Genomic DNA, 18,850 nt, shown 5'->3' on the forward strand with positions numbered 1-18,850 from the left:
CAGCGCGCTCACACCGGTGCCCGGTCGTCGAGGAGCCCGCGCAGGAGCTCGGCGGTGCGCTTCGGGTCGCGCTCGGCCAGGGCGGAGATGTCCTGACGGCGGCGCTCGGCGGTGATCTCCTCGGTCGTGAGCACCTCGGTGGGGGCGTCGCCGGCGGGCATCGCCGACAGCACGGCGGTCGGGGCGTCACCGGCACCGAGCGTCGCCCGGTCGTCGACGCCGTCCATCGCGAGGGGCAGCTGGAACGTCTCACCGGCGAAGGCGTCGAGCTCGCCGAGGTCGACGGCCTCGCGCTCCTGCTTCCGGTTGCGGCGGGCGACGAAGAACATGATCGCGATGACGGCGAGGACGATGCCGATCACGATGCCGGCGGTGCGGATCGACGACCACAGTGCTTCCTGCTGGTCGGCCTTCTGCTGGGCCTCCAGGGCCTTGGCGGCCTGGTCGGAAGCGCTGGTGTCGAAGTCCATCATCGCGACCTTGACCTGGTCGCCACGGTTCTGGTCGACACCCGCGGCGGCGGACACCAGGTCGTTGATGCTCTGCAGGTTCGCGTTCTGCACGGCGTCGGCCTTCGAGTTCAGCGCGACCGAGATGGTCTGCCGGTCGAGCCCGCCCGAGGGGATCTGCGTGGTCTCGGTGGTGTGGTCGACGGCGTTGTTCTTCGTCGCCGACTCGTTCTTGTACCCGTCGTCACCGGTGCCGCTCGTCGCGGTGCCGTTCGGGACGGCGATGTTGTCCGGACCGAGGACCCCCGTCGCGCCGCTCCCCGCGCCGGAGCCGGCGCCGTACTCCTCGGTGGTGCTCGACTCGTTCAGTGCGACCGGGCCCGAGGTCGGGCTCGTGTAGCTCTCGGACGTCCGGGTGCCGGACTCCTGGTTCATCGTCCCGGATACCACGACGGTCGCGTTGCCGACGCCGAGCGTCGTGTCGAGCAGGTCCTGGATCTTCTTGCTCGTCGCCGCGTCGTAGTCGGCGGCCTGGTCCGCGCCGCTTCCGGTCGCACCGGTGCCGACGGCGGACAGGGTCTGGCCCTTCGCGTCGACGACCGAGACGTCGGTGGGCTGCATGCCCTCGACCGAGGCGCTCGTCAGGTGCACGATGGCCTGCACCTGGTCGGTGCTGAGCTGCGTGCCGTTGTCGGTCGCGATGAACACCGACGCGGTCGGGTCCTTCTCCTCGGAGACGAACACCGACTTCTCCGGGATCGCGAGCTGCACGGTGGCGGTCTGCACGCCGTCCATCGCACCGATGGTCTTGGCGAGCTCGCCCTCCATCGCACGCTTGTAGGTGACGTCCTGCTGGAACTCCGAGCTCGTCACGCCCATCTTGTCGAGCAGCGAGTAGCCGCCCTCGTTCGACGACGGCAGGCCGTTCGACGCCGCCTTGAGCCGCTCCGAGTACACCTGCGCCTGCGGCACGAGGATCGTCGCGCCGCCGTCGGTGAGCTGGAACGGCACACCGTCGGTCTGCAGCTGGTCCGTGATGGAGCTCGCGTCGGCCGCGGCGAGCCCGGTGAAGAGCGGCGCGTAGGACGCCTTGCCGAGCCAGGACGCGAGGGCGATCCCACCGAGCACGAGCGCCGCGATCGCCAGGATCGCGATGGTGCGCTGGGCGGCGGAGAAGCCCTTCACGTAGGCGCTGAGGCGCGCGAAGACGTTCTTGAACGCGACGGGCATCAGGCCTGCATCCTCATGATCTCGTTGAAGGCGTCGACGCCCTTGTTGCGGACCGCGGAGACGAGCTCGAGCGTGACCTGTGCGCGGGTGGCGGCGATCGTGGCGTCGTGGATGTCGTCGAGGTTGCCGGTCACGGCCTTGAGCGCGAGGGTCTTCGAGTCGCTCTGCAGCGACTGCAGCCCGTCGACGGCGTTGCCGAGGCTCGCGGCGAACCCGCTGCCGTCGGTCGTCGCGCCGGCGGCACCGGTGGCGTTCGTGCTGTCGCTGGACGTCCCCGACACACTCGTCAGGGCGTTCGTCATCGCGTTGGTGGTCACACCGTTCACGGCGTCGATGGGCATCAGTTCTTCCCGATCTGCAGTGCCGCCTCGTAGGCGGTCTTGGCACGGTCGACCACGGCGGCGTTCGCCTGGTAGCCGCGCTGGGCCATGATGAGGTCCGCCATCTGCGTGCCGAGGTCGATGTCGGGCATGCGGACGTAGCCCTCCTCGTTCGCGAGCGGGTTGTCCGGGTCGTAGGTCACACGGCCGGCGGCGCTGCCGAACGCAGCGCCCTTGACGTAGGCGCCGGAGACGCCGGCACCCTCCTGCACCTCGACGTAGCGCGCCTGGAACGCGGTGTCGTCCATCGACTTCACGGTGTTCGCGTTGGCGATGTTGTCCGAGACGGCGTCGAGCCACTTCCGGTGCACGGTCAGGCCGGTGCTCGCGATGCCGATCGCGTCGAAGGTCGTCACGAGTTCGTCCGCATCGCCGCACGGACGCTGGTGAGCTCGGAGTTCATCGCCTGCGTGGCGAACTGGTACCGCAGCACGGTGTCGATGTTCGACAGCGTCTCCTCGTCGAGGTTGACGTTGTTGCCGTTCGTGTTCGTCGGCTCGAGGCTGCGCGCCATCGTCGGCGTGGTGGCGCCGTCGCCGTCCACGATCGACTTCGCCAGGGCGTCCTCGAACTGGACCTTCTCAGCGTGGTAGTTCGTCGTGTTGATGTTCGCGATGTTGTTCGCGATCACCTTCTGGCGCATCGACAGACCGTCGAGTGCGCTCTGCAGCGCGACGCTCGTCACGGAATCGAACACGGGGGTCCCCTCGTCAGGCGTCGTCGGTGCGACGTCGCCGTGCGGTGGTGGCCGATCCCTGGCCGAACTGGTGAGCGATCCGTGCTCGAGTGGCGCTATCGGAGCCCGTCGTCCGCCGCGTTAGGCGTCGCCCCGAACGGGGGGCGGTGGGGCGCGGGGCGGAGCACCCGAGATGCGACAGAGCACCCGTCGATCGACGGGTGCTCTGTCGCAGAACTGGTGCGGGGGCGCGGTCAGGCGGAAGCGTCGAGGTACACGGAGCCACGGGGCTCGCGCGTGGCGTCGACGGCGCGCAGGGCACCGAGGTGCTCCAGCGTCGAGCGGCGGTCCGCCTCGAGCACCGTCATGCGGTCCCGCTGCGCGGCGAGCAGCCGGGAGGCCCGTCCCACCAGGCCACGCGGCAGCGGTCCCAGCCCGGCCGGCTCCGACCACCCGTCCACGGCCGTGGGGTCGGCCGCCTGCCCGGCCGCGTCGTGCTCCAGGGACGTGAGCAGGGCCTCCCATGCGGCTCGTTCTGCGGACGGCTCAGGCGACACCGAGGGCTCCCCTGGTCGGCTGCTGCGTGGCGGGTGTCGCGGGCAGCGACGCGGCTGCCTCGTGCCACGACTGACGCAGCGGCTCGAGGATCCGGATGCAGTCGCGGGTGGCCTGCACGTCGCGGTGCACGTTCGCCGTGATGAGCGACGTGGAGGCGTAGTTGTAGACGGCGAGCAGGCCCTCGCCACCGTCCCAGACGTCGATCCGGAGGGTGCTCGAGAGCTCGCCGACGATCGCCTGGGCGTGCAGGAGCTGCTCGCGGGCCGTCTCCCAGTCGGCGGCGACCTGCGCGGCCTCGGCACGGTGCAGGTCGAGCAGCAGCCGGTCGTAGAGCATCGTCACGAGCTGGGCCGGCGTCGCCGACAGCACGGCCTCGTTCGTGTACTGGGCACGACGCTGGTCGGTGACGGTGCGCGGCTGGGCGGCCTGGCGGAAGGCGGCTGCCTGGAAGTCGAAGGTCATGGTCGTTCCCGTCAGCTCGACGTCGAAGCGAGCTGGCTGGCGAGCCAGCTCGACTGCGACTGGAGCTTGCTGAGGCTGGTCTCGAGGGATGAGTAGAGGGTCTGCAGCGAGGCTCGGCGCATCGCCAGCCGGTCGGTCCAGCTGTCGATCTGGGTGGTGAGGTCCTTGGCGACGGCCTGCTGCCCGGTGATGGACGTGGTGACCGAGCCGTCGTACTTGTCGGACGCGGCGGCGGCCGCGGCGCCGACGTTCGCGGCGACCCCGGAGAGCATCGCCTGGGTGGCCTTCGGGTCGGTCGCGAGGGCCTTCTGGAAGACCTCGGGGTCGAAGGTGAACGTGCCGTCCTTCGTGATCACGATGCCGATCGTCGACGGGGACTTGCCGTCGACCGGGGCGGACATCGTGCTCGTGAGCCGCTGCACGGCGTCGCGGGACGCACCGTCGCCGAGCAGGACGCCGGCCTTCGTCGTCGTGGTGCCGGACGTCGCGCTCGTCGAGCTCGACACCGCGGTGTTCGTCTTGTAGTAGGCCGCGATCGCGTTCATGGCGTCGACGAGCCCGGAGGCGACGGACTGCGCCTTGGTGGTGTCCTGCGCGACCGTCACGGTGACGGGCTCGGTGGTGGCCTTCGAGACGGTGACGTCGACCCCGGGGACGAGACCGGTGAAGGTGTTCGTGGCGCTCGTGACCGTCTGCGCGGCGGCGGTGCCGGCCCAGAGGGTGACGCTGGCGTCGGTCGCCGCGGTGACGACGGCGGCACCGGTCTCGGTGAGGACGTTCGTCGCGGTGCCCGCTGCCACCTCGTCGGCGCCGCCCCGGTACACCTGGAACCCGCCGGCCGCTCCGGTCTTGGCGGACGTGAGCTGCAGGCGGTAGAGCTTGGTGCCGTCGGCGTCGGTGCCGGCGGCGACCTTCGTCGCGGTGACGCCCGCACCGGACTTGTTCAGGGCGGACACGGCGTCGTCGAGCGAACCGGACGCCGGCGTCACGGTGGTGGACTTCCCGTCCGCGCCGACGATCGTGATCGGCTGCGCACCGGTCGACCACGTCGACATCGCGGCCGTCACCCCGACCTGGGCCGAGGCGGTCGATCCGACGGTGAAGCTGATGGAGCCCGCGGTCGCTCCGGTACCGGTGACGGCGGTGACGCTCGGCGCGGTGCTCGTCGCGGCGAAGAGGTCGAGCGACGAGGCCTTCGCGGCGTCCGCGGCCTTCGTGGCGAGCCCCTGGATCAACCCGTTGAGCGTCTGCAGTGACGAGATGAACGAGTTGGTGGTGGTGAGCTTGTTCTTGAGCAGGGTCTGCGGGACCCCCTCGACGCTCATCAGCGAGTTGATGAGGTCGGTCGTCTTGAGACCGCTGACCAGACCGTCGATCGCGAGGCTGGTGCTCGATGACACGGACGAGGACATCGTCGACACTCCCTGGCGTCGTGGAGGTGGTCAGGACGGCGGCGTCCGTCCTCCGGGGCACCCGATCGGGCCCGGAGGACGGACGTCGTGATGGCTAGCGCAGGAGCGAGAGCACGCCCTGGGTGCTCTGGTTCGCCTGCGCGAGCATCGAGGTGCCGGCCTGGCTGAGGATGTTGTCGCGCGTGTACTTGACCATCTCCTCCGCCATGTCGACGTCGGTGATGCGCGAGGAGGCAGCGGTGAGGTTCTCCTTGGCCACGTTCGTCACGTTGATGGCGTGGTCGAAGCGGTTCTGGACTGCACCGATGCTCGAACGGGCGGCGGAGACGTACTTGATCTGCTCGTCGATCGCGGTGATGGCAGCCTGAGCGTTCGTCGCCGAGTCGAAGGTGAGCGCGCCGACCGCGGTCGACACGGACTCCACGTTCGACTTCGACAGGTCCACGTCGATCTGGCTCGCCGCGTCGCCGTTCGCGCCGACCTGGAACTTCAGGACGCCTGCGGCGCCGGCGGAGCCGTCGAGCAGGTTGATGCCGTTGAAGTTGGTCGACGCCGAGATGCGGGTGAGCTCCTTGGTGAGCTCGCCGACCTCGGTGGTGATCGCCGTGCGGGAGTCCGCGTTGTTCGAGTCGTTGCCGGCCTGGACGGCCAGGTCGCGCATGCGCTGGAGGATCGAGTGGGTCTCGGTGAGGCCACCTTCAGCGGTCTGCACGACGGAGATGCCGTCCTGCGCGTTGCGGGCGGCGACCGTGAGGCCACCGACCTGGGACTTCAGCCCCTCGGAGATCGTCAGACCGGACGCGTCGTCGGCAGCACGGTTGATGCGGAGGCCGCTCGAGAGCTTCTCGAGGGACTTCGACAGGTCGTTCTGCGTCGAGTTCAGGTTCCGGTACGTGTTGAGTGCCGAGAGGTTGGTGTTGATGGACATACCCATGGTGGTTTCCTCCGTGAATGTGGGTCGTGCGTCGGCCCGTCCGTGGGCTGACATGGATGACTCTCGACCGGTTGCCGGGAGTCGTTAGGGGATCGGCGGAGAAGTTTCCGCCGACGTCTCAACTCGCCGCGACGGCCGGTCCTGCTGCGGCGTCGTGCACGGCACGGGCGACACCGGCGGCGGCGTTCGTGGCGACACGGGCAAGGTAGGCGCTGCGGCGGGCCGCGGTGGTGCGGCTCGCCGGCTCGACGGTCGTGCCGTCGCCGTAGTGGGCGGCGAGACCGTCGTGGAGCAGGCGCATCGCCTCGGAGCGCTGCTGCGAGACGGCCGAGTGCGTGATGCCGAGCTCGGCGGCGACGTCGGTGACCGAGCGGTCGCCGAAGTAGACGGCCTCGACGATGAAGCGCATCCGCTCCGGCAGGGCCTCGACCGCGGCGCGGAGGTACCGGCGCTTCTCGGTCTCGAGCAGGTCGTCCCCGGGGAGCGGCAGGTCCGCGGCGACGAGGTCGTGCACGGTCTCGTCGAGCGGCGCGACGGTGCGGGCAGCGTCGCTCATCGCGTCGACGGCGGTCTGCTTGTCGACGCCCATGGCATCGGCGATCTCCTGCGCACCGACGCTCCGGCCGAGGCGCGCGGACAGGGCCTCCTGCGTGGCGAGGGTCTCGCGGATCCGTTTCCGGGTGCCGCGGGACGCCCAGTCGGCCGAGCGCATGTCGTCCGCCAGCGCGCCGGCGATCCGGGTGCGGGCGTAGGCGCCGAACGGCACGCCGAGGGTCGGGTCGAACGCCTCGGCGGCTGCGACGAGTGCGAGGGACCCGACGGCGGCGAGGTCGTCGCGGTCCAGGTGCGTCGCCCGGGAGCGGACGTCGGCCACGATGTAGCCCACGAGCGGGAGGTGCTCCACGATCATCGCGTTGCGTTCGGTGCGGTCCATGCTGTTCCCCTGGTCGACCTGACGTGTGTCGGCTCACCCGTCCGTGGGCGCGACGGACGCCGGCCTCGGATGGCCGGTGCGTACGCCGAAGACCCGCCCGGGTCCCTCCGAGCGGTGCACCCCGCATCGTTCCCGAGCGGTTCCGGGTGTCCCCCGGGGTGCGTTCTGAATGTATCGGCTGGCAATGCGCTGAACAGGTCCACAACCGTCCCCAGTGCGGGGGTGTCAGGCCCCCTTTTCGGTCGGCATTTGGGGGGACCCGGGGTCGGGAACGCTCGTTCTTGTCCCCCGCCGGGGGTCATCGGGTCACAGCGTCGACGAGTACGGGTGACGGCACTCGGTCGTCGGGGCTTACGGTCGCGGTCACCGAGTCGATAGGTCCCGGTGTCCGCAGGATGACGGACCGGGGGCCACCCCCGACGAACCACCACCTGGGAGGAGCTGATGAGCGTGAACGACCTGTCCGCCGTGCTCTGGCGCGAACGCGAGCTGCTCGAACTGCTCACCTTCAAGCTCGAGGAGGAGCAGCTCCTGCTCACCGCGGGCCGCTCCCGCTGGGTGTCGCACGCCAGCCGCGAGGTCGAGCAGGTCCTCGACCGGCTCCGCAGCACCGGTCTCGAACGCGCCGCACAGAGCGCCGAGGTCGCCGAGGAGTGGGGCGTCCCCGCCGACGCTCCCCTGCGCGACGTCGTCGCCGCGGCACCGAACGGGCCGTGGGGCGAGATCCTGTCGTCGCACCTCACCGCGATGGTCGAACTGACCACCCAGATCGGCGCCCTGCGCGACGAGAACGACCGGTTCCTCCGTGCGGCCGCCCAGGCCACCGAGGAGACCCTGGCGGGGACCGTCACCGGTGCCGCCACCTACGACGCCAGTGGCACGTCCGGCGCAGGCCAGGACGGCGCCCGCCTGTTCGAGGGGACGCTGTAGCACCGTGGTCAGCACCTTCGGATCCCTCGCGACCGCCTACTCCGGCCTCGCCGCCGCCCGTGCCGGCATCGACGTCACCGGCCAGAACATCGCGAACGCCGGCACCGCCGGGTACACGCGGCAGCGCGTCACGCAGAACTCGATCCCCGCGACCCAGACCGGGTTCATGCGGGGCACCGCGGCCCTCGCCGGCCAGGGCGTCTCGGTCGACGGCATCGCCCGCCTGGCGTCCCTGACGCTCGACGCCGGCGTCCGCGTCGCCGCCGGTTCGTCGGCCTACGCCGATGCCCGTGCCACGGCGCTGTCCGCCCTCGAGACCGGGTTGCACGAGCCCGGCAAGGACGGCCTGAGCGCCAAGCTCGACGCGTTCTGGTCGTCCTGGAGCGAGCTCGCCAGCCACCCCGACGACCCGGGTGCCGCCAGCGCGGTGCTCGGGGCCGCCGGCACCGTCGTCTCCGCGCTGGCCGCCGGCTCGAAGGCCGTCGACGCGCAGTGGTCCTCGGTGCGCGGCACCCTGACCGGGCAGGTCGCCCAGCTGAACGGCGCCGCGGAGCAGGTCGCCGACCTGAACGGCCGGATCCGCACCGCGCTCGCCTCGGGCGGCACCGCCAACGAGCTGCTCGACCAGCGCGACCAGCTCACGCAGCAGATCGCCACGCTCGCCGGCGGCACCACCCGGACGAACGCCGACGGCACGGTCGACGTGCTCCTCGGCGGCAACCCGCTCGTGCAGGGCACCGACGCCCGCTCGGTCGCCCTCGGCGGCGGCGAGCGTCTCGCCGACGGCACCGCCGTCACCCTGACCTGGACCACCGGAACGGCCGGGGCGGTCGGGCTGAGCGGCGGCTCCATCGGCGGCGCCCTCGCGGTCCTCGCGCCGGCGTCCGGCACCGGTACCGGCGGCGCACTCGCCGAGGCCTCCGCGTCCTACGACGCCGTGGCCACGCGGTTCGCCACCACCGTGAACACCCTGCACGCCGCCGGGACCACCCCGGCCGGCACCACCGGCGCACCCTTCTTCTCCCTGGCGGCCGGCGTCCCGGCCGCCCAGGCACTCGGCGTCGTCCCCACGGACGCCAGTGGGCTGGCGACGCGGAACGCGGCGGGGGAACTCGACGACTCGTTCGCCGACGCGCTCGCGCGACTCGGGGCGTCGTCGGACGGTGCCGACCAGGTCTGGGCGACGTTCGTGGCGGGGGTGGGCACCGCCTCCAGGTCGGCGACGTCGGAATCCACCATGACCGGACTCGCGCTGACCAACGCACGCACCCAGCAGCAGTCGAGCGCCGGCGTCGACCTCGACGAGGAGAACGTCAACCTGCTGAGCTACCAGCACGCGTACCAGGGCGCGGCGCGCGTCCTGACCGCGGTCGACGAGATGCTCGACACCATCATCAACCGCGTCGGACTCGTCGGGAGGGGCTGATCGTGATCACCCGTGTGACCACCCAGATGTCGATGGCGGCCGCGTCGGCCCGGCTGCAGGCCGGTGCCGCGCGGGTCGCCGAGCTCACCGACCAGGCCACGACGCTGCGTGCGATCCAGAAGCCCTCGGACGACCCGGTCGGCACCGCTTCGTCGATGCAGGTGCGCAAGGAGCAGGCCGCCGCGGCGCAGTACTCGCGGAACGCGAACGACGCCGCAGCCTGGCTCGCGACCACCGACAGCGCGCTGTCGAGCGTCTACTCGGTGCTCAACAGCGTCCGCGACCTCACCGTGCAGGCCGCGAACTCCGGCACCATGAGCGACACGAACCGCGACGCCTTCGTCACGCAGTTCCGGTCGCTCAAGGCGGACCTCGAGGCGCGTGCCAACACCACCTACGGCACCCGCTCGGTGTTCGCGGGATCCTCGACCGCCGCTGCTGCCTACGACCCGGCCACGGGCTGGGCGGCCGCCGGCACCGACGTGTCCCGGCGGATCGGTGACGGCACGACCGTGCGCGTCGACACCGCCGGCACCGCGGTCTTCGGCTCCGGCGACGACTCGGTGTTCGCGGTGATCGACTCCATCGTCAACGACCTGCAGAACGGGGTGAACGTGAACGCTCGGATCAACGACGTGGACGGCGCACTCGGGACCCTCCGCGGCGCCCAGGCCGACGTCGGGATCCGGCACGCCGCCGCGCTCACGGCGCAGGACTCGCTGAAGTCCGCGACCGTCTCGCTCGAGAGCCGTCGCGCCGACATCGAGGACGTCGACCTCGCCAAGGCCGTCCTCGACCTGCAGGTGCAGCAGACCAACTACCAGGCAGCCCTCGCCGTCACCGCGAAGGTCCTGCAGCCGACCCTGATGGACTACCTCCGATGAGCATCTCCCTGACCTTCGCCGTCCCGCCGTTCGGGCTCGCTCCCGCCGCGGCCTTCGAGCTCTCGCCGGTCGAGGGCGCCGAGGGGCTGTTCACGCTCGTCGGTGACGACGCACGGCTGTTCCTGCTCGACGCCGCGGTGCACCTGCCGTCGTACGCGCCGGAGCTCACCGACGAGCAGGCCGCCGGGCTCGGGCTGACCGACCCCGCCGACGCGATGCTGCTCGTCGTCGCGAACCCCGGCGTGTCCGGCACCACGGTCAACCTGCTCGCGCCGATCGTCGTGAACGCCCGGACCGCCGTGGGCGCGCAGGTCATCCTCGAGGAGCAGGACCTGCCGCTGCGGGCGGAGCTCGCGCGGGTGTAGCGCGGGCGGGCGCGCGGGCGGGGCTGCTTCGCACCCGTTCTGCGACAGTCCACCAGTCGTTCTCGGCGTGGATCGTCGGAAGATGTGCACGCAGAGGTTGCGTGTACATGTGACGACAAGGCACGAGTCGTTCGACGCGTGGATCGTCGGAAGATGTGTACGCATTGCAGCTGGTCAGTCCTGCACCGGTCGTCGTCGCCGCCCGGCTCTCCACAGATCGGACGATGGCGGGAGCTGAACCACGAGGTTCGGCGAGCCTGGTGCCATGTCCAGAGCGAACGACGTCGAACTGATCCGCACGACGGGGGCGACCTCCGCTGAACGCCGCGCGCTCGAGCGCGATGTCCACCGGGGACGGTACGAACGCCTCCGCCCCGGCGTCCTCGTCCGCCCGGATGCACTCGACGGGATGCACCCCGGTGAGCAGCACCACGTGCTCGTTCGTGCCTCGGCGCACCGACTCCGAGCGACCGATGTCGTCTCACACCAGTCTGCCTGCGCGGTCCTCGGGCTCCCGTTGATCGGGGCAGCACCACCCAAGGTGCACCTCACCGATCCGACCACGACGCACACCCGTGTCACGGCGTGGTTCGTCCGGCACGGTGCACAGGAGCGGTCACCCGCAGTCCTCGTCGATCAGCAGGCGACCCCCACGACGACGGCCGCGAGGACCGCCATCGACGTCGCTGCGACACGCTCCTTGCTCGAAGCACTCCCCGTCGTCGATGCCGTGCTCTCCCGTCGGCTCGCCGACCGTGAGGCGCTGGACGCAGAACACGCATCGCTGGCCTTCGCTCAGACCAAGGCGGGGATTGCGGTGGGGATGGGGTCGGCGCTGTCGGGGTCACCCGCGGAGTCGGTGTGCCGGGTGCGGTTCCGGGAGCTCGGAGTGCCGGAGCCGGTGCAGCAGCACGTGTTCGCCCAAGCCGGATCGGCCACGGCGATCGTGGACTTCTGGTTCCCGGACCAGGGCGTCGTGGTCGAGGTCGACGGCCGCACGAAGTACGAGGACCCGGTGCTGCTCGACGGGCGCTCCACCGCGGACGCGCACTGGCGCGAGAAGCGGCGTGAGGACTTCATCCGGTCGTTCCCCGAGGTCCGCGCGGTCGTGCGGCTCTCGTGGGCCGACCTGATGCAGCCCGACCGGGTGCGGGCTGCCCTGCGGCGTGCGGGTGTCCCGTGCTGAGGCTGCGTGTTCGACGATCAGCGCGGACGACGCGGCGCATCCGGGTGGTACGTGCGCTGACGCTCGATCCGCGGGCGGCCGGAGGACGCCCCGATGTCCACTGCCCCACCGACCACGACCTCGCCGAGCCCCACGCGCACCCCACGGACCGGCCCGGTGCCCTTCACCACGCCGCCGCGGTGGTCCGGGTCGGGTTCGCGGTGGTCGCCGCCGTCCTCGAGCTCGACGTCGCGCACGGACACCGGCCCGAGCACCTGCGCGCCCACACCGATCCGCGCCGGCCCCTCGACGAGACACCCGGCCGTCAGGCGAGCCCGACCACCGATCACGACGTCGGCCCCGTCCGCGACGACGGTGACGGGGCCCGGGCCGAGTTCGGCGCCCTCCCCGATGTGCACCGTCGCCGCAGACGCCACGACGGTCACGGGTCCGGGGCCCAAGCGGGCACCGGTAGCCAGCGTGATCGCCCCACCGTGACGGGTCTCGAGCGTCGTGGACGGGTACAGCACCACGCCAGGCAGGACCGACACGCCCACCCCGATCAGGACGGACGCCGGATCGAGCACCCGGACCTCGGGCGCGAGGGCGATGACCTGTGCGACGGGCAGGAACCCGGCTGCACGACGGGCATCGTCGAGGGCTCGCTGCGCGGGGTCGGTGTCCATCCAGCGAGCCTCTCACGTGTGCGGCGTACGGTGAGCGCATGGCCCGCGCCCCGAAGGACCAGTCGATCGTGCCCCTGCCGACCGCACCGGTCTCCCCCACCACGTCCGACCCCCGAACGCAGCAGGTCCAGCCCACGGGCTGGGCGAAGTGGCTCGATCGGGTCATCAGTGTGCAGCGTCCCGTCGTGGTCGCGCACGTCAACGCGATCCGTCGCCGCAAGCCCGACGCGACCCCCGCCGAGGTGATCCAGATCCTTGAGCGGCAGTACCTGGCAGCGGTGACGACCGGCGGTGCCGCGGTCGGTGCGAGCGCGGTGATCCCCGGCGTCGGGATGGCCGCTGCGCTCGGACTGAGCGGCGCCGAGACGGTCGGGTTCCTCGAGACAACCGCGCTGTTCGCACAGTCGGTGACCGAGGTGCACGGCATCGCGCTGGACGACCCGGAGCGTGCCCGCACCCTGGTGATGGCGATGATCCTCGGCGCACCGGGCACGCAGCTCATCAAGCAGCTCGCCGGCCAGGCTGCCGGCGGGCAGGCCCGGACGGCGTTCTGGGGCGAGATGGTGACGTCCTCGCTGCCGAAGCAGGTCGTCAACGGCATCGGCGGACAGGTCCGTGACCAGTTCATCAAGCGCTTCGCCATCCGGCAGGGCGGTTCGGTCCTCGGCCGCGCGCTCCCGTTCGGCATCGGAGCGGCCGTCGGCGGTCTGGGGAACCACGCCCTGGGCCGCAAGGTGATCCAGGCGTCGCGGACGGGGTTCGGCATGCCGCCGGCGGAGTTCCCGATCGTGCTGACGGTCACACCGACTGCCGAGAAGACCCGGCGTGCCCTGCCGTGGAAGCGCGGCACGGGCAAGGACCAGGACCTCTGGACCGAGCCGGGGCAGGACGACCCCCGCTCGAAGCGTTAGCCAGGACGACCGAGAACGGTCCGGCACGCCGACCGAGAACGGCCCGGCGCGACGACCGAGCAGGGCCCGGGCACGGATGCTGAGCAGCCGAACCCGGGCCCTCGTGCAGGTACGCCCTAGAAGGACCGCACCGGCGTCGTCACGACCTGCCCGGCGTGGGCGAACCCGCCACCGAACCCGAACAGCAGGGCCGGCACCCCCTCCGGGAGGTCGCCGCGCTCCCAGGCTTTCGAGAGCCCGAGCGGCACACTGGCGGCCGAGGTGTTCCCGGACTCGACGACGTCCCGAATGACGAACTTGGACTCCCCGCCGAGCGCGGTGACGAGCGGCTCGATGATCCGCAGGTTCGCCTGGTGGAACGCGAACACCTCGATGTCGTCCATCGTGAGTCCGGCGGCCTCGACGACCTTGCGGGCGTGCCCCTCGGCCTCGGTGATGGCCCACCGGTAGATCGAGCGACCCTCCTGGTTGAAGCGCCCCGGCGACCCTTCGACACGCACGGCGTCGAGCAGGTGCGGCACGCTCCCCCACGACACCGGGCCGATCTCGGGCGTCTCGGCGACCCCGAGCACGGCGGCACCGGCCCCGTCACCGACGAGCACGCACGTCGACCGGTCGGTCCAGTCGGCGATGCCGGACAGCACCTCGGATCCGATGACGAGCGCGACGTCGGCGGAACCGGTGCGGATGGACTGGTCGGCGAGCCCGAGCGCGTACTCGAAGCCGCTGCACGCGGTGTTGATGTCGATCGGCGCCGGGCCGTTCGTCATGCCCAGAGCAGCGGCGACGCGGCCTGCCGTGTACGGGGCGCGGTCCTGGTGGGTGGTGGAGGCGACGATGACGAGCCCGACGGCCGAGGGCGACACCCCGGCGTCGGCGAGGGCACGGCGCCCAGCCTCGATGGCCATCGACGTGACGGTGTCGTCGGGACCGGCGATCCGACGCGTCTGGATCCCGGTGCGGGTGCGGATCCACTCGTCGTTCGTGTCGACCATCGTCGAGAGCTCGTCGTTGGTCAGGACGCGTTCGGGCTGGTGGTGTCCGAACCCGAGGATCCGGCTGCCGCGGAGTGCTGGGATGTTCATCGTCGGCACGTTACCCCCTCACCCCACCGCCGCATGCCGAGCGGGGCATGCACGGCAAGCGCGACGGTCACTTCCGCGCGGCAGCGGTCGCGCGGTCGTTCGCCTTGCCGATCGCCTCGACCAGCTCGTCCTTCGTCATCTTGGAGCGGCCGCTGACGTCGAGCCGCTTCGCGACGTCCATCAGGTGCGCCTTCGAGGCGTTCGCGTCCACACCGCCCTCGGTCTTCCCGGATGAGCCCGAGCCAGCACCACGCGAGCCGGCGGCACCGGAGTCGGACGGCCCGGAGGACTCCTTCTCCTCCCAGTGGTCGCCGACCTTCTCGTACTCGTGCTTCACGGCGGCGAACGCCGTGCGGTGCGCCCGCTCACCCGGGCCGTACGTCTCGTTCGCCGAGTCCAGTGTCTTCTCGAAGATCTCCTGCGCGTGCTCCGGGGACCGCTGCAGGGTGCTGGGGATCTCGTCCTTGGCTGGCATGGCTGCTCCTCTCGGGTGGTCCACCCTGACTACTCCGACCAGCACAACGAGCACCAAGCCCCGACCGGTACTCCCAGGGCCTGGCGCCACCAGCGCGTCACGAGTAGACCCGTCTCATGGACTACACACACCTCGGTCGCACCGGTCTGTCCGTCTCCCGCGCCGTGCTCGGCACGATGAACTTCGGCCCGGAGACCAGCGAGGACGACTCGCACGCGATCATGGACCGGGCCCACGAGCTCGGCGTCAACTTCTTCGACACCGCCAACGGCTACGGCGGCTCGGTGGGCAAGGGTGCCACCGAGGAGATCATCGGACGGTGGTTCGCCAAGGGTGGCGGTCGCCGCGAGAAGACGGTCCTCGCCACGAAGGTCTACGGCGAGATGACCGACTGGCCGAACGGCGGCAAGCTCAGCGCCCTGAACATCCGGCAGTCGCTCGACGCGAGCCTGCAGCGACTGCAGACCGACCACATCGACCTGTACCAGTTCCACCACGTCGACCGTGCGACGCCGTGGGACGAGATCTGGCAGGCGATCGACGTCGCCGTGCAGCAGGGCAAGGTCCTGTACGTTGGCTCGTCGAACTTCGCCGGGTGGCACATCGCCCAGGCGCAGGAGGCAGCGAAGCGCCGGAACACCTTCGGCCTGGTCAGCGAGCAGTCGATCTACAACCTCGTGGTCCGCGACGTCGAGCGCGAGGTCCTGCCCGCCGCCCGCGCGTACGGCCTCGGCGTGATCCCCTGGTCGCCGCTGCAGGGCGGCCTGCTCGGCGGCGTCATCGAGAAGACCGAGAACGGCTCCCGTCGGCTCTCCGGCCGCAGCGCCGAGTACGTCGACGCGCACCGCGAGCAGCTGCAGTCGTACGAGTCGTTCGCGAAGGAGCTCGGCCACACGCCCGGCGAGCTGGCCCTCGCCTGGCTGCTGCACCAGCCCGGCGTCACCGCGCCGATCACCGGCCCCCGCACGATGGAGCAGTGGGAGTCCGCGGTCCGTGCCGTCGACATCCGCCTCGACCAGCGTGCGCTGGACCGTCTCGACGAGATCTTCCCGGGGCACGAGACCTCGCCGGAGGACTACGCGTGGTGAGCTGAGCCCGGAAAGCAGGGCACAGCCGGGAGGCGCGGTGCGGGTCGGACCCGCACCGCGCCTCCCGGCCGTGGTCACGTCGAGAACGCGACCAACGCAACGACGACGGGCCCCGCGCTGCTGTGTGCGCGGGGCCCGTCGTCGTGCGGGTGGTGCCTGGTGACTAGCGGACGCTGACCGGGCTGTCGTCGGTCTGCTCGTAGAGGACGTAGCCCTCTTCGCCGTGGACGGCGGTGTCGATGCCGGCGACCTCGTCCTCGGTCTTGACGCGGAAGCCCATCGTCTTCTCGATGGCGTACCCGATGACCAGGGCGAGCACGAACGAGTAGAGGCCGACGGCGAGGGCCGCCACGGCCTGCTTGCCGAGCTGCTCGAACGAGCCGGAGTAGATCAGGCCGGTGTCGTTGGCGAAGAAGCCGAGGAACAGCGTGCCGAAGATGCCGCCGACCAGGTGGACGCCGACCACGTCGAGCGAGTCGTCGAAGCCCAGGCGGTACTTCCAGTCGATCGCGAAGCAGCAGACGATGCCGGCGAGGAAGCCGAGCAGGATGCCCCAGCCCGGGGTCAGCGCGGCACAGGCCGGGGTGATCGCGACGAGGCCGGTGACGGCACCCGATGCGGCACCGACGGAGGTGGCCTTGCCGTCCTTGAGCTTCTCGATGAGCAGCCAGCCGAGGATGGCGGCGGCCGGGGCGGCGAGGGTGTTCACCCAGGCGATCGCGGCGATGCCGTCAGCAGCGCCCTCGGAGCCGGCGTTGAAGCCGAACCAGCCGAACCACAGGATGGCGGCACCGAGCAGGACGAAGGGCGGGTTGTGCGGCTTGTGCGCACCCTTGGCGAAGCCGACGCGCTTGCCGAGCACGATCGCCAGGGCGAGACCCGCTGCACCGGCGTTGATGTGCACCGCGGTGCCACCGGCGAAGTCGATGACGCCCCACGTGGCGGCCCAGCCCGAGGTCAGGTTGAAGACCCACGAGGCGACCGGGAAGTAGACGACCGTCACCCAGACGCCGGCGAAGACCATCCACGCGCCGAACTTGGCGCGGTCGGCGATGGCGCCGGAGATGAGCGCGACGGTGATGATCGCGAACGTCGCCTGGAACCCGACGAAGGCCATCGACGGGTACGCCGCCTGGATGTTCGAGGACTGCGCCTCCTCGAAGGCCTGGCCGAGACCGATCTGGTTCCAGTCGATGCTGAAGAACCCGACCACACCGGAGACCGCCGTGCCGTCGCCGTGGTTGGCGAAGGCGATCGCGTAGCCGTAGACCACCCAGAGCACGCTCACGAGCGCGATCGCACCGAACGACATCATCATCATGGAGATGACGGACTTGGCCTTCACCAAGCCGCCGTAGAAGAAGGCCAGGCCGGGTGTCATGAACAACACCAGCGCAGCCATCACCAACACGAACGTCGTGTTGCCCTGATCAAGCATCTGCTCACCTCTCGATTGCACGAGCGGCTCTTGGACCGCCTCGGGTGTCACAGAGTCTGGCGAGGCGAGGTTTCACGAGGGAGCACGAACTGTTTCGCGGATGTAACGCGACCGCGCCGTTTGTAAACGTCGTGTTTCCAGCGGCCCGATGTCCCCTGCGCGAGGGGCAGGAGACCGCCGTGGACAGATCGGTCTGACGGCGAGCGACGCTCAGGCGCGGGTGAGCGCCACCACGCGGGACGCCGCGCGCAGGTACTTCTTGCGGTACCCGCCCTCGAGCATCACGTCGGGGTACACCTGGTCGAGCGGCGTGCCCGACGCGACGATGCGCACCTGCGCGTCGTACAGCCGGTCCACCAGGGCGACCCAGCGCAGCGCGTCGGTCTGGTCGGTGAAGGCCCGGACGTCGGTGAGCCCGACGGCGTCGAGGTCCTCGACCAGCGCGACGTACTTCGACGGGTGCACGGAACCCAGGTGCGCGACCACCGCACCGAAGTCGTCGAGCGTCACGGAGCCGGACGGCAGCGCGGCGGGCACGTCGGACACCACCTGCGCCGACTCGTCCACGGCACGGCGGCGGTAGTCGAGGCCGTCGATGCGCATGGTGTCGAAGCGGTCCGACATCGCCTGGATCTCGCGCAGGAAGTCCTGCGCGGCGAAGCGTCCCTCGCCCAGGGCGCCAGGGGGCGTATTCGACGTCGCGGCGAAGCGGGTGCCGGTCTCGGTCAGTTCCTTGATGAGCCGGGTCATCACCATCGTGTCGCCCGGGTCGTCGAGCTCGAACTCGTCGATGCACACCAGCGCGGTGCCGCGGAGCAGGTCGACGGTCCCCTGGAACCCCAGGGCGCCCACGAGCGCGGTGTACTCGATGAACGTGCCGAAGGTCTTCCGGCCGGTGGCCGCGTGGTAGGCGGCTGCGAGCAGGTGGGTCTTGCCGACACCGAACCCGCCGTCCAGGTACACACCGGACTTCGCCGCCGGTTCCGCCGCCTGCTTCCGACGCCCGAACAGCCCGCGCCGCGGAGCCTCCGTCGGACCGGCGGCCACGAACGCGGCGACGGCATCGCGGACCGAGGCCTGCGAGTCGTAGTCCGGGTCCGGCCGGTACGAGTCGAACGACGCGTCCGTGAACTGCGGTGGGGGCACGAGCGCCGCAGCCATCTGCTGCGGCGTCACCTGGGGATCACGGTCGACGAGGTGAGCGGGCAATCGGGGAACCCTTCCGGGAAGCATGTCGTGGGGTGTCACGTTGCGTCAGGAGCACGGTACGTCCGCGTACCGTTGCCCACAGGCACCGACGCCCGATCTTAGTCCGGCGCCGGCAGCACGCACCCGGGCACCAAGCCCGCCCCGCACCACGCC

Annotated in this window: 21 protein-coding genes; 7 read left to right on the forward strand and 14 right to left on the reverse strand. The window is 70.9% G+C overall.

Going from position 1 to position 18,850, the window contains the following annotated elements; translation table 11 throughout:
• Positions 1–8 precede the first annotated feature (8 nt).
• From fliF to DEJ01_RS07085, 9 genes are all read right to left on the reverse strand, one after another.
• On the reverse strand, positions 9–1,679 hold the full coding sequence (gene fliF, locus DEJ01_RS07045) for a flagellar basal-body MS-ring/collar protein FliF (protein ID WP_111092596.1): 1,671 nt from the start codon (positions 1,677–1,679) through the stop codon (positions 9–11).
• Positions 1,679–2,020, reverse strand: a complete 342-nt coding sequence (fliE, locus tag DEJ01_RS07050; protein ID WP_027465513.1) for a flagellar hook-basal body complex protein FliE — start codon at positions 2,018–2,020, stop codon at positions 1,679–1,681. Before fliE ends, fliF begins: the two co-directional genes overlap by 1 nt.
• Positions 2,020–2,415 (reverse strand): flagellar basal body rod protein FlgC, encoded by a 396-nt coding sequence (locus DEJ01_RS07055; protein WP_017886136.1) that lies wholly within the window; start codon positions 2,413–2,415, stop codon positions 2,020–2,022. The genes fliE and DEJ01_RS07055 overlap by 1 nt, the downstream gene beginning before the upstream one ends.
• Positions 2,412–2,756, reverse strand: a complete 345-nt coding sequence (locus DEJ01_RS07060) for a flagellar basal body protein (protein WP_017886135.1) — start codon at positions 2,754–2,756, stop codon at positions 2,412–2,414. Before DEJ01_RS07060 ends, DEJ01_RS07055 begins: the two co-directional genes overlap by 4 nt.
• A 233-nt stretch (positions 2,757–2,989) precedes the next feature.
• A complete protein-coding gene (locus tag DEJ01_RS07065; RefSeq protein WP_111092597.1) occupies positions 2,990–3,292 on the reverse strand; it encodes a hypothetical protein in 303 nt (100 codons plus the stop codon).
• Entirely contained in the window at positions 3,282–3,755 is a 474-nt protein-coding gene (gene fliS / locus DEJ01_RS07070; protein ID WP_111092598.1) for a flagellar export chaperone FliS, read from the reverse strand. Before fliS ends, DEJ01_RS07065 begins: the two co-directional genes overlap by 11 nt.
• Positions 3,756–3,766: 11 nt before the next feature.
• Entirely contained in the window at positions 3,767–5,155 is a 1,389-nt protein-coding gene (fliD, locus tag DEJ01_RS07075; protein WP_258375658.1) for a flagellar filament capping protein FliD, read from the reverse strand.
• Positions 5,156–5,261: 106 nt separating this feature from the next.
• Positions 5,262–6,101 carry a flagellin gene (locus tag DEJ01_RS07080; RefSeq protein WP_071403929.1) on the reverse strand — a complete coding sequence of 280 codons (840 nt, stop codon included), beginning with the start codon at positions 6,099–6,101 and terminating at the stop codon, positions 5,262–5,264.
• Positions 6,102–6,219: 118 nt separating this feature from the next.
• Positions 6,220–7,035, reverse strand: a complete 816-nt coding sequence (locus tag DEJ01_RS07085) for a sigma-70 family RNA polymerase sigma factor (RefSeq protein ID WP_111030012.1) — start codon at positions 7,033–7,035, stop codon at positions 6,220–6,222.
• A 444-nt stretch (positions 7,036–7,479) separates the two neighbouring features.
• Between DEJ01_RS07085 and DEJ01_RS07090 the strand changes: the two genes are divergently transcribed.
• The 5 genes from DEJ01_RS07090 (at position 7,480) to DEJ01_RS07110 (ending at position 11,826) form a co-directional block, all read left to right on the forward strand.
• Positions 7,480–7,965, forward strand: a complete 486-nt coding sequence (locus tag DEJ01_RS07090; protein WP_071403931.1) for a flagellar protein FlgN — start codon at positions 7,480–7,482, stop codon at positions 7,963–7,965.
• A 4-nt stretch (positions 7,966–7,969) separates the two neighbouring features.
• Complete coding sequence (gene flgK / locus DEJ01_RS07095; protein ID WP_111092599.1) at positions 7,970–9,391, forward strand: flagellar hook-associated protein FlgK; 1,422 nt, start codon at positions 7,970–7,972, stop codon at positions 9,389–9,391.
• Between the two features lie 2 nt (positions 9,392–9,393).
• Positions 9,394–10,275: a flagellar hook-associated protein FlgL gene (gene flgL / locus DEJ01_RS07100; protein ID WP_111092600.1), complete on the forward strand. Its 882-nt coding sequence runs from the start codon at positions 9,394–9,396 to the stop codon at positions 10,273–10,275.
• A complete protein-coding gene (gene fliW / locus DEJ01_RS07105; protein WP_111092601.1) occupies positions 10,272–10,640 on the forward strand; it encodes a flagellar assembly protein FliW in 369 nt (122 codons plus the stop codon). The genes flgL and fliW overlap by 4 nt, the downstream gene beginning before the upstream one ends.
• 265 nt (positions 10,641–10,905) lie before the next feature.
• Positions 10,906–11,826 carry a hypothetical protein gene (locus tag DEJ01_RS07110; RefSeq protein ID WP_111092602.1) on the forward strand — a complete coding sequence of 307 codons (921 nt, stop codon included), beginning with the start codon at positions 10,906–10,908 and terminating at the stop codon, positions 11,824–11,826.
• A 17-nt stretch (positions 11,827–11,843) separates the two neighbouring features.
• Here DEJ01_RS07110 and DEJ01_RS07115 read toward each other — a convergent pair whose 3' ends face one another.
• Positions 11,844–12,491 carry a hypothetical protein gene (locus DEJ01_RS07115; protein ID WP_111092603.1) on the reverse strand — a complete coding sequence of 216 codons (648 nt, stop codon included), beginning with the start codon at positions 12,489–12,491 and terminating at the stop codon, positions 11,844–11,846.
• A 38-nt stretch (positions 12,492–12,529) separates the two neighbouring features.
• Between DEJ01_RS07115 and DEJ01_RS07120 the strand changes: the two genes are divergently transcribed.
• Positions 12,530–13,402 carry a hypothetical protein gene (locus DEJ01_RS07120; protein WP_181438380.1) on the forward strand — a complete coding sequence of 291 codons (873 nt, stop codon included), beginning with the start codon at positions 12,530–12,532 and terminating at the stop codon, positions 13,400–13,402.
• A gap of 116 nt (positions 13,403–13,518) precedes the next feature.
• Here the strand turns inward: DEJ01_RS07120 and DEJ01_RS07125 are convergent, their stop codons facing one another.
• Together DEJ01_RS07125 and DEJ01_RS07130 are read right to left on the reverse strand one after the other, a co-directional pair.
• Positions 13,519–14,487, reverse strand: a complete 969-nt coding sequence (locus tag DEJ01_RS07125; RefSeq protein WP_111022822.1) for a beta-ketoacyl-ACP synthase III — start codon at positions 14,485–14,487, stop codon at positions 13,519–13,521.
• A 67-nt stretch (positions 14,488–14,554) separates the two neighbouring features.
• Entirely contained in the window at positions 14,555–14,962 is a 408-nt protein-coding gene (locus tag DEJ01_RS07130; protein WP_110863841.1) for a ChaB family protein, read from the reverse strand.
• A 116-nt stretch (positions 14,963–15,078) separates the two neighbouring features.
• Here DEJ01_RS07130 and DEJ01_RS07135 point away from each other — a divergent pair, with 116 nt between their 5' ends.
• Positions 15,079–16,050 (forward strand): aldo/keto reductase, encoded by a 972-nt coding sequence (locus DEJ01_RS07135; protein ID WP_111092604.1) that lies wholly within the window; start codon positions 15,079–15,081, stop codon positions 16,048–16,050.
• Between the two features lie 163 nt (positions 16,051–16,213).
• Here DEJ01_RS07135 and DEJ01_RS07140 read toward each other — a convergent pair whose 3' ends face one another.
• Positions 16,214–17,488 carry an ammonium transporter gene (locus tag DEJ01_RS07140; protein ID WP_111092605.1) on the reverse strand — a complete coding sequence of 425 codons (1,275 nt, stop codon included), beginning with the start codon at positions 17,486–17,488 and terminating at the stop codon, positions 16,214–16,216.
• A gap of 210 nt (positions 17,489–17,698) precedes the next feature.
• Positions 17,699–18,721: a cell division protein ZapE gene (zapE, locus tag DEJ01_RS07145; protein WP_111030005.1), complete on the reverse strand. Its 1,023-nt coding sequence runs from the start codon at positions 18,719–18,721 to the stop codon at positions 17,699–17,701.
• Between the last annotated feature and the right edge of the window lie 129 nt (positions 18,722–18,850).

The organism is Curtobacterium sp. MCLR17_040, from assembly GCF_003234735.1.
In the GTDB taxonomy this organism is placed as follows: domain Bacteria; phylum Actinomycetota; class Actinomycetes; order Actinomycetales; family Microbacteriaceae; genus Curtobacterium; species Curtobacterium flaccumfaciens.